Here is a 10,081-nt window from a genome sequence, read left to right on the forward strand (position 1 = left end):
AATCGCAAGGTTGATAGCCTTAGCGCCCTGCGGAAGCTCACTCTGTTTCATGTAGTGATAGCTCATCACTACGTGAGAAAGATACAAGCGCCCTGCGTCGGGCGCGTGCTATGAAGTAGCATGAAAATGCCGGTATCATTGCGCACGAAATTGTCTCTTAGTCAGCATAAAAAAGCGTTACTAAGAAGCCACCTTTTACCAAAGGAAAGCTGGATTAGTCATGTTGGCTTTTGTCTTTCCCACATTACCCTTCATTTCTTCGCACACTATTTCGTCAAAAATGATGCGCGTCACATTTATTTCTTTCTGCATTTTTTACTTGCATTCTCTCCCAGCCTTGCTGCATCTGGGTTCGCGTCAATTGGTATAAGGTCAACTGAAAATCATATATCTTGTGTGGTTGAAATTTAAAACACCCACATCTAGTATTCTTTGTGTGGCGCTCGCGTAACGGGTCGCTACCCAGTGGATCGGTTCGGGTGCACATGCCCTGAAGATAGCCGCTCCGACATACTTCTTTCACGCCAAAGGGTAAATACGAATCATGCGTATTACTATTTTCACTAAGCCAGATTGTGTTCAATGCAACGCCACATGCCGTGCGCTGGACAAGCAAGGAATTAACTATCAACTGGTGGACTTAACTGAAGATGAACAGGCGTTGCAGCAGGTAAGAGCGTTGGGCTATCAACAGGTACCCGTCGTGATGACGGCCGACGATCATTGGAGCGGCTTCCGCCCGGATAAGATCAGTACTCTGAACGCCGCCCTGCAATTGCAGTAAGGGGGCAATATGAACCCGCTGGTCTATTTCTCCAGCCAGTCGGAAAACACGCATCGCTTCATTTCCAGGGTTGGCTTGCCAGCCCTGAGAATTCCGATAGCGACAGAACAGCCTGCATTGAAAGTTGATCGCCCCTATATTCTGGTTGTCCCCAGCTACGGCGGAGGCAGCACGAAAGGGGCTGTGCCGCGTCAGGTCATCATCTTTCTCAACGATCCGCATAATCGCGCTTATCTGCGCGGCGTGATTGCCGCAGGCAATACTAATTTCGGTGCAGCGTACTGCATCGCTGGCGACATCATTGCGCAGAAATGTCAGGTGCCTTACCTGTACCGCTTTGAATTGCTCGGCACGGCAGAAGACGTTGCAAACGTGCGTAAGGGAGTAACTGAATTTTGGCAACAACAGACCACGTGAGTGCAAAGGCAACCAAGGCAGACGCAGATGCCCACTCACTCGATTACCACGCATTGAACGCGATGCTCAACCTCTACGACGCAGAGGGGAATATCCAGTTCGAGATGGATAAGCTCGCGGCGCGCCGTTATTTCCTACAGCATGTAAACCAGAACACCGTGTTCTTCCACAATCTGGAAGAAAAGCTGCGTTATCTGGTGGAAGAAGGCTACTACGAAGCGGAAGTGCTGGATCAATATCAGTTCGATTTCATCAAGAGTCTTTTCCAGCAGGCCTACGCTCACAAGTTCCGCTTTCAAACCTTTCTGGGTGCGTTCAAATACTACACCGGCTATACGCTAAAAACCTTTGACGGCAAGCGCTATCTGGAGCGCTACGAAGATCGCGTTTGCCTTGTGGCGTTGACTCTCGCTAAAGGGGACACGGCACTCGCTAGCGCGCTGGTCGATGAAATCATCAGTGGACGCTTCCAGCCCGCCACTCCCACGTTCCTCAATTGTGGTAAAAAGCAGCGCGGCGAACTGGTCTCCTGCTTCCTGCTGCGCATTGAAGACAATATGGAGTCGATTGGTCGAGCAATTAACTCCGCGCTTCAGCTGTCAAAACGCGGCGGCGGCGTGGCCTTCATGCTCAGCAACATCCGCGAAACCGGTGCGCCGATCAAACGTATTGAAAACCAGTCGTCCGGCATTATCCCTATCATGAAAATGCTGGAAGATGCATTCTCCTACGCCAACCAGCTTGGTGCGCGCCAAGGCGCGGGGGCAGTGTACCTCAATGCACACCACCCCGATATTCTGCGTTTTCTGGATACCAAGCGGGAAAATGCCGATGAGAAAATCCGCATCAAGACGCTGTCTTTAGGTGTGGTCATTCCCGATATCACGTTCCAGTTGGCGAAGAATAATCAGGTGATGTACCTGTTCTCGCCCTATGATGTCGAGCAAGTTTATGGCGTGCCGCTGTCAGAAATTAGCGTCACCGAAAAATACTATGAGATGGTCAACGACAAGCGCATCCGTAAATCCCAAATTAAGGCGCGCGAATTCTTCCAGATCCTCGCTGAGATCCAGTTCGAGTCCGGTTATCCCTACATGATGTTTGAGGATACGGTGAATCGCGCGAACCCGATTCACGGCCGTATCAATATGAGTAACCTGTGCTCTGAGATTTTGCAGGTCAACGAGGCCAGCCTGTACGACGACGATCTTGGCTACAGCCACATCGGTAAAGACATCTCCTGTAACCTCGGTTCGATGAATATTGCCAATGCGATGGCCTCGCCCGATTTCGGCCAGACAGTTGAAATGGCGATCCGCGCGCTGACCGCCGTTTCCGATATGAGCCACATCAGCTCTGTGCCGTCCATAGAAAAAGGCAACGACCAATCGCACGCCATTGGTTTAGGTCAGATGAACCTGCATGGCTATCTGGCGAAAGAACGGATTTTTTACGGCACAGAAGAAGCCGTCGATTTCACCAACATTTATTTCTATACCGTTGCTTTCCACGCAATTCGGGCATCGAATGTCTTAGCGATAGAGCGGAATCAGCGCTTCTCAGGCTTTGAACTCTCAAAATACGCTACGGGTGAGTATTTTGATAAGTACATCGAGCAAATCTGGGAACCCACAACAACACGCGCACGTGAGCTGTTTGAACAGGCTGGCATCCACATTCCCACTCAGCAGGACTGGGCAGCGCTGCGCGAATCCGTGATGGCGCACGGCATTTATAACCAGAACTTGCAGGCAGTTCCGCCGACCGGTTCGATTTCATATATCAACCACTCGACGTCCAGCATCCACCCGATTGTGTCACGTATCGAAATTCGTAAAGAGGGCAAGATTGGTCGCGTCTACTACCCTGCCCCTTACATGAACAATAACAATCTCGAGTATTACCAGGATGCCTATGAGATTGGGCCGCAGAAGATTATCGACACCTATGCCGCCGCCACGCAGCACGTCGATCAGGGGCTGTCGCTGACGCTGTTTTTCCGCGATACCGCCACCACGCGCGACATCAATAAAGCGCAGATCTACGCCTGGACCAAAGGCATTAAGACTATTTATTACATTCGCATACGACAGATGGCGCTGGAAGGCACCGAAGTTCAGGGCTGTGTGTCCTGTGCGCTCTAAGCCATCGCGGAAGGAAATCGAAGCATGACCGCACTCACTCGCGTCCAGGCGATTAACTGGAACAAAATTGAAGACGACAAAGATTTGGAAGTCTGGAACCGGCTGACGTCTAACTTCTGGCTGCCAGAAAAGGTGCCACTTTCTAACGATATTCCGTCGTGGAGTACGCTGAATGCCCGCGAGCGTCAGTTGACGATCCGTGTCTTCACTGGACTAACGCTGTTAGATACCATCCAAAATACGCTAGGCGCACCAACACTCATGCCCGATGCTGTGACGCCACATGAAGAAGCCGTGCTGTCTAACATCAGCTTTATGGAAGCGGTGCATGCTCGTTCGTACAGCTCTATTTTCTCGACGCTGTGTCTAACCAGCGAAGTTGATGATGCGTATCGCTGGAGCGAAGAGAATACGGCGCTACAGAAAAAGTCCGACATTATTCTGTCGCACTACCGCAGTGACGATCCGCTGATGAAGAAAGTCGCCAGCGTGTTTCTGGAGTCGTTCCTGTTCTACTCGGGGTTCTACCTGCCTATGTACTGGTCAAGCCGTGCCAAGCTGACCAACACGGCGGATTTGATCCGGCTTATCATCCGCGATGAAGCGGTACACGGCTACTATATTGGCTACAAATTCCAGCGCGGCTTAGCGAAGGTCGATTCCGCTCGTCAGCAGCAGGTGAAAAATTTCGCCTACGACCTTCTACAGGATTTGTATGACAATGAGGTGTTATATACGCAGGAACTCTATGACGGCGTCGGCTGGACGGAAGATGTGAAGAAATTCCTCCACTACAACGCGAACAAAGCGCTGATGAATCTGGGTTATGAAGCGCTGTTCCCCGCCAGCATGACGGATGTGAATCCCGCGATTCTCTCAGCGCTATCGCCAAACGCGGATGAGAACCACGACTTCTTCTCTGGCTCGGGTTCATCTTATGTGATCGGTAAAGCCGTCAACACTGAAGACGAAGACTGGGACTTCTAAAAAAACGGCCGCTGCTTTTCGGGTGGCCGCGTTTTTCTCCAAACGCTTCTCTACAGTCTTTTTTCGATAAACCCAGAAATGAAAAAACCCTGAACCATTTCTGATTCAGGGCCTTCATATAAGTGGCGGAACGGACGGGGCTCGAACCCGCGACCCCCTGCGTGACAGGCAGGTATTCTAACCAACTGAACTACCGCTCCACTCGTGCTCACTGAGCGGGATGAATACTAAGATGACGGCACTATTACGTCAATGCTTTTTATAACTAACCGTTTCTGTTTGCTTATAATTTCATCTTGCTGGCTATTCTCTCACCCGCAGTGCGATCAGCCGATTCTTTTTACTGCGCAAAAGGCGAATATCACGGCGATGCTATTCTGCCCGCCACAGGCAACTCCCGCCTTTTTTAGCAATCAGATCGAGACGTTGTTCATGCGCTAATAGCTCTGCCTCATCAGCGTAAAGTACCTTTAACGCCGATTGAGGGCGGACGATTCTCTGGATCGTTTCGGTATTCTCGCTCTTCTGCTGCGTTTCACCTTCCATCGAAAAAGTCAGTGACGTCTGACCACCGGTCATCGCCAGATAAACCTCTGCCAGAATCTCGGCATCGAGCAATGCGCCGTGCAGCGTACGCTTGCTGTTATCTATCTGGTAGCGATCGCAGAGCGCATCCAAACTGTTACGCTTACCGGGAAAGATCTTCCGCGCCATTAACAGGCTATCAGTGATCTTACAGAACGTCTCCGTCTTAGGAAGATCTCGGTTCAGCAGCCGAAATTCGTAATCCATAAAGCCAATATCAAACGTTGCGTTATGGATGACCAGCTCTGCGCCACGGATAAAATCGAGAAAATCATCCACGATATCCGCATACGTCGGCTTGTCAGCCAGAAACTCATCGCTAATACCGTGTACGTTATACGCTTCGGGATCCACTAAACGATCGGGTTTGATATAGACGTGAAAATGACGGCCCGTCAGGCGGCGGTTAATCACTTCAACCGCACCGATCTCGATAATTTTATGCCCTTCATAGTGAACCCCCAGCATATTCATACCGGTGGTTTCTGTATCCAGGACGATTTGTCGCGTAATTTCAGTGCTCATCGTTTTCGTTTATGTCAGACTTGCCGTTTTTATCATAAGGGAGAGTCTACCAGAGATGCGCAAACAGGTAGAAATTTTCACCGACGGATCTTGCCTCGGTAATCCCGGCCCCGGTGGCTATGGCGCCCTGCTGCGCTACAAGCAGCACGAAAAAGCATTGAGTGCGGGTTATCGTCTTACGACGAATAACAGGATGGAGCTGATGGCCGCAATTGCAGCGCTTGAAACACTAACCACTGACTGTGACGTCGTACTCAGCACAGACAGTCAATATGTTCGTCAGGGAATCACCAGTTGGATTCATAACTGGAAAAAGCGGGGTTGGAAAACCGCCGATAAAAAACCGGTCAAGAACGTCGATCTCTGGCAAAGACTGGATATCGCGATTCAACGTCATTCCGTACGCTGGGAATGGGTAAAAGGGCACGCTGGTCATCCCGAAAACGAGCGCTGTGATGAACTTGCTCGCGCCGCCGCCAGTGCACCAACGCTTGATGACACCGGTTATCAGGCTGAGTAAATCACCGTAGGCGTCCGCCTCATCTTCGATATATCTTTGTTGCGCCCACCGTGCGGCGCACTGATGCTTTGCGCAATCTCGCCCTCATCGGCGTAAACGTCAGCGGAATTGTGCGCTTCCGGGCAATAATCAGCGTCAGACACCCCAACATCGGAATATGTTTATTCAACTTCCCTTTGTTTCTTCGCCATGGCGTAACGTGAAAATGGGTCTGTTCGATAACCTCATAGTTCAATAGCCCCAGCCAGTCCGTAATACGCATTTGAGTAAACATGCGGCTGCAATAAGGATGTTTTTTATTGAGTCTGGGGATCAGTTTACCCAAACCAACCAGGCTGATCGGATTAAACGTGCTCAGGATTAACCAACCATCATCGATCAAGACACGATCAACCTCCCGCAGAATACGATGCGGGTCCGATGAATATGACAGCGTTTGAGCAAGCAGGCAGGCGTCGATCGACTTTTCAGAGAACGGTAATTGATGAGCATCTGCGATGACCTGAAGATTATCGCCGTGTGGAGCAACATTAACCTGATGCGCAATCGCACACTCTGTTACATGGATTTCCGCGCTTAGCGCCCCTACCTTGATAAGATGAAAACCAAAGAGTTTTGACCACCATGGCAACAAAGCCAGTTCAATCGACTCGCGATAAAATTGCCCACAGGTGATATCATCCCATGAGTCAGGTGCAACAATGGTCTGAGGGGTTCGTGCCAATTTCATCTTCTGTTCTCGTCCTCAGGCTGCTAGAAAAAAGAGGTGATGAATGAATCTTATCAGTATCCCCGCACTTCAGGACAACTACATTTGGCTATTGAGCAATAAAGAAAATCGCTGTGTGATCGTCGATCCTGGTGAGGCTCTCCCGGTGCTTAATGCGCTCGATCAGCATTCACTTTTCCCCGAAGCAATCTTGCTCACTCACCATCATAACGACCATGTAGGAGGCGTCAGCGAGCTCCTCAAGCATTACCCTAATCTGCCTGTTTTTGGTCCAAAAGAAACGGCTAAATGCGGCACGACCTACCTGGTGGAAGAAGGAAATACCGTCTCTTTGTTAAATTCGGAATTTTCTGTAATTGAGGTTCCAGGGCACACATCTGGTCATATTGCCTACTACAGTGCGCCATTTTTGTTCTGTGGCGACACCCTATTTTCAGCGGGATGCGGTCGTATTTCTGAAGGCACACCGAGACAAATGCATGAATCTATTCAAAAAATAGCAGAGTTCCCTGATGATACGATAGTGTGCTGCGCTCATGAATACACGCTATCAAACTTAAGATTTTCTAATGCGATATTGCCAGAAGATCCCATTATTGAGGCTTATCTCCATGAAATCAGTCAGATACGAGAAAAATCGCAGTCTAGTTTACCAACGACATTAGGGCTGGAGAGAAGAATCAACCTATTCCTCCGCTGTCATGAAATTGATTTAAAAAGGAAATTATCAAAGGAACCTGAAAATATAGAGAATTGGCAAGCTTTTGAGATGCTACGTAGCAAGAAAGACTACTTCTGAAGGTTTAGGTTGTGCTATTCATCTAATCAAAGTATCCTTGCTCGTCTTTTAAGCAACTATTGACCAACATATGAAGGCTAAAGCGATACTCATCGCCTCAGTCTTGCTGGCGGGTTGTCAGGTCTCACCACATGACACCTCACAACCCAAGCAGCATGCACAGAGTTTGTCTTCGGCAAGTCAAAGTGAAGCAGGAAAGTACACAGGTGGTCGAGAGGCCTCAGCGCGATGGCTAGATGACGATAGCCTCGCGCAACGAGATCTGTGGAACTTCATTGGCGACGAGCTGAAGATGGAGGTTCCGGAAAACGCCCGGATCCGCGAGCAAAAAATGCGTTATTTGAAAAATAAGAGCTATCTCCACGATGTAACATTACGGGCAGAGCCGTACATGTACTGGATAGTCGAGCAGATTAAGCAACGTAAAATGCCGATGGAACTGGTACTGCTACCCATAGTGGAGAGCGCTTTTGATCCAAGTGCCACATCATCCGCCAATGCCGCTGGGCTATGGCAGATTATCCCTGGCACAGGACGCAATTATGGTTTGAAACAAAACCAGTGGTACGACGGACGTCGTGATGTGATTGCGTCTACGACGGCTGCGCTGGATATGATGCAACGACTCAACACGATGTTTGATGGCGACTGGTTATTGACTGTTGCTGCATACAACAGTGGTGAAGGCCGCGTCATGCAGGCGATGAAAGCGAATAAAGCGAAAGGAAAATCAACCAACTTCTGGGCACTGGCGTTACCGAGGGAAACGTCAATCTATGTGCCTAAGATGCTGGCTTTGAGCGATATTCTTAAAAACAGCAAGAAGTATGGCGTGAGTCTGCCGCAGCCCAATGAAAGCCGCGCATTAGCAAAGGTTGAGCTGGGGCAGCAGATAGAGTTGACGCAAGCTGCTGAGATGGCTGGTTTGTCGTTGAATAAGCTGAAGAGCTATAACTCGGGCTATAAACGTAATGTTACCGCGCCAAATGGGCCACATTACATTATGGTTCCTAAAGCTCACGTTGAGCAGTTGAAAGATTCACTGGCTGATGGTGACATCGCAGCGATTCAACCAACACGCTTAGCGCAAACGCAGCCAACACCAGCATCACAGCAGTATAAGGTACGCTCGGGTGATACCTTATCAGCCATTGCGGCACGGCTTAATGTCAGCACGAAAGATTTGCAGAGCTGGAACAATCTGCGTAGCGCTGGTGCGCTCAAGGTTGGCCAGACGTTGCAAGTTGCCAAAGCTTCAGGCAATAGCAGTTCTATCACCTACCAGGTTAGAAAGGGTGATTCACTGGCAAGCATTGCTAAACGGCACGGCGTAAATATCGCTGATGTGATGCGCTGGAATACGGTTATCAACAAGAATGCCAACATCCAGCCAGGCGATCGTCTGACGCTTTATGTTAGCAGCAATATAAAACCTGATTCTTAACGTCATATCAGAATCAGTAACGATAAGCAGCCCTCTACATCTGTAGAGGGCTGTTTTTTTATAGCGATTAACTCAGGCTAAATTCAACGAGCAGTGGGTTATGATCTGAGGCCTGAGTCACCAATACAGAAGACTGGTTAACGGTCAGCTCACGGTAAAAGACGAAATCGAGCGGGCGACCAAACGCCTTTCGCCGTTGGTCATCAACGAATTGTACCTCCTGCAATCCCATCCTTGCCGCAAACCGATTAAGTGCGTTAATACGCTGCTGACTCCACGCATTAAAATCTCCGGCCATAATAGCTGGCCCCTGATGATGTACAAGTTGTTCCCCAATCGCAGCCAACTGCTTGGTATAAACCTCAACACCAAAACTAAAGTTAACCGCATGGATATTGATAACCATCAGCCTCTGGCCATTCTGAAGTGCGTAGACCGTCACCAACGAGGACTTAGCCAAACGCAACAGGGGTTCCCTTTCACGTAAAGGACAGCAATATACTGGCTGAGCAGCTGATAGCGTCATCACACCAGATGGATGCTGCGGGAGAATAATGGCAGGAACCTGATCGGCAGAAAGGTAGTTAGTGGTTGCGAAACGGATGAGTTCTGGCGTGCTTTGCGCTTCCTGCAACAGAACTAGCTGGGTACCTTTACCGAAATTCTGCAACACGGAAAGCCAGTTCATTCGTTGTTGCTTAAAAATGTTCCACACCATTACGCGTAAAACATCACCCTCCAGCAACAATGAGCCTGTCGGTAGCACTTGTCCCGGATAATGCATTTCCCCGGGAGGAAAGATACGTTCAGCTGGTTGGCCGGCAACATACCTCATCGCATAGGTTCTTTTCCGCACGCCTAATCCACTATTGGTTTCAATACTCTAAATACCCTATCAAAAAAGAGCACTCTTTTGTTATAGAATTTTATCGCAGACTTACAATGTACGCTCGGCGATAGGGTAGGAAAAATGAAGTGATCGGCAAAAACAAAAAAGAAGAGAAGGAGAAAGGAACGAATTTATATACAAATTCTAATATTCAAAAATGAAAAAGCCCTAAGCGTTAACTTAGGGCTTTTTCATAATAAGTGGCGGAACGGACGGGGCTCGAACCCGCGACCCCCTGCGTGACAGGCAGGTATTCT

At 49.2% G+C, this 10,081-nt stretch carries 10 protein-coding genes and 1 tRNA gene; 7 read left to right on the top strand and 4 right to left on the bottom strand.

The genetic code is table 11. From position 1 onward, the window contains the following. Window positions 1–544: 544 nt before the first annotated feature. From nrdH to nrdF, 4 genes are read left to right on the top strand one after another with little or no spacing between them, the layout of a single operon-like run. The gene (nrdH, locus tag ACIPUG_RS21160; RefSeq protein WP_014916295.1) at window positions 545–784 is read left to right on the top strand and encodes a glutaredoxin-like protein NrdH; all 240 of its coding nucleotides are present in this window, start codon (window positions 545–547) and stop codon (window positions 782–784) included. Between the two features lie 9 nt (window positions 785–793). Next, the gene (nrdI, locus tag ACIPUG_RS21165; RefSeq protein ID WP_010280810.1) at window positions 794–1,201 is read left to right on the top strand and encodes a class Ib ribonucleoside-diphosphate reductase assembly flavoprotein NrdI; all 408 of its coding nucleotides are present in this window, start codon (window positions 794–796) and stop codon (window positions 1,199–1,201) included. Continuing rightward, window positions 1,180–3,345: a class 1b ribonucleoside-diphosphate reductase subunit alpha gene (gene nrdE, locus ACIPUG_RS21170; protein ID WP_400340077.1), complete on the top strand. Its 2,166-nt coding sequence runs from the start codon at window positions 1,180–1,182 to the stop codon at window positions 3,343–3,345. Before nrdI ends, nrdE begins: the two co-directional genes overlap by 22 nt. Before the next feature lie 24 nt (window positions 3,346–3,369). Then, entirely contained in the window at window positions 3,370–4,332 is a 963-nt protein-coding gene (gene nrdF, locus ACIPUG_RS21175) for a class 1b ribonucleoside-diphosphate reductase subunit beta (protein WP_014916297.1), read from the top strand. Window positions 4,333–4,455: 123 nt separating this feature from the next. On the opposite strand, the gene ACIPUG_RS21180 is transcribed toward nrdF, so the two are convergent. Both ACIPUG_RS21180 and dnaQ read right to left on the bottom strand, forming a co-directional pair. After that, window positions 4,456–4,532 (bottom strand) — tRNA-Asp (locus ACIPUG_RS21180). Window positions 4,533–4,704: 172 nt separating this feature from the next. Next, complete coding sequence (dnaQ, locus tag ACIPUG_RS21185; protein ID WP_039280690.1) at window positions 4,705–5,442, bottom strand: DNA polymerase III subunit epsilon; 738 nt, start codon at window positions 5,440–5,442, stop codon at window positions 4,705–4,707. Here dnaQ and rnhA point away from each other — a divergent pair. Then, on the top strand, window positions 5,396–5,962 hold the full coding sequence (gene rnhA, locus ACIPUG_RS21190; protein WP_400340080.1) for a ribonuclease HI: 567 nt from the start codon (window positions 5,396–5,398) through the stop codon (window positions 5,960–5,962). The two genes, dnaQ and rnhA, sit on opposite strands and share 47 nt — an antisense overlap. Before the next feature lie 19 nt (window positions 5,963–5,981). Here the strand turns inward: rnhA and ACIPUG_RS21195 are convergent, their stop codons facing one another. Further along, the gene (locus tag ACIPUG_RS21195; RefSeq protein ID WP_039500018.1) at window positions 5,982–6,692 is read right to left on the bottom strand and encodes a class I SAM-dependent methyltransferase; all 711 of its coding nucleotides are present in this window, start codon (window positions 6,690–6,692) and stop codon (window positions 5,982–5,984) included. 43 nt (window positions 6,693–6,735) lie between these two features. Between ACIPUG_RS21195 and gloB the strand changes: the two genes are divergently transcribed. Continuing rightward, window positions 6,736–7,491, top strand: a complete 756-nt coding sequence (gloB, locus tag ACIPUG_RS21200; RefSeq protein WP_400340083.1) for a hydroxyacylglutathione hydrolase — start codon at window positions 6,736–6,738, stop codon at window positions 7,489–7,491. 70 nt (window positions 7,492–7,561) lie between these two features. Further along, the gene (gene mltD, locus ACIPUG_RS21205) at window positions 7,562–8,935 is read left to right on the top strand and encodes a murein transglycosylase D (protein ID WP_039527838.1); all 1,374 of its coding nucleotides are present in this window, start codon (window positions 7,562–7,564) and stop codon (window positions 8,933–8,935) included. A 67-nt stretch (window positions 8,936–9,002) separates the two neighbouring features. Here mltD and ACIPUG_RS21210 read toward each other — a convergent pair whose 3' ends face one another. Beyond that, complete coding sequence (locus ACIPUG_RS21210) at window positions 9,003–9,791, bottom strand: endonuclease/exonuclease/phosphatase family protein (protein ID WP_400340085.1); 789 nt, start codon at window positions 9,789–9,791, stop codon at window positions 9,003–9,005. Window positions 9,792–10,081 lie beyond the last annotated feature (290 nt).

Origin of the sequence: Pectobacterium sp. CHL-2024, assembly GCF_044751765.1 — a bacterium.
Lineage (GTDB): Bacteria > Pseudomonadota > Gammaproteobacteria > Enterobacterales > Enterobacteriaceae > Pectobacterium > Pectobacterium brasiliense.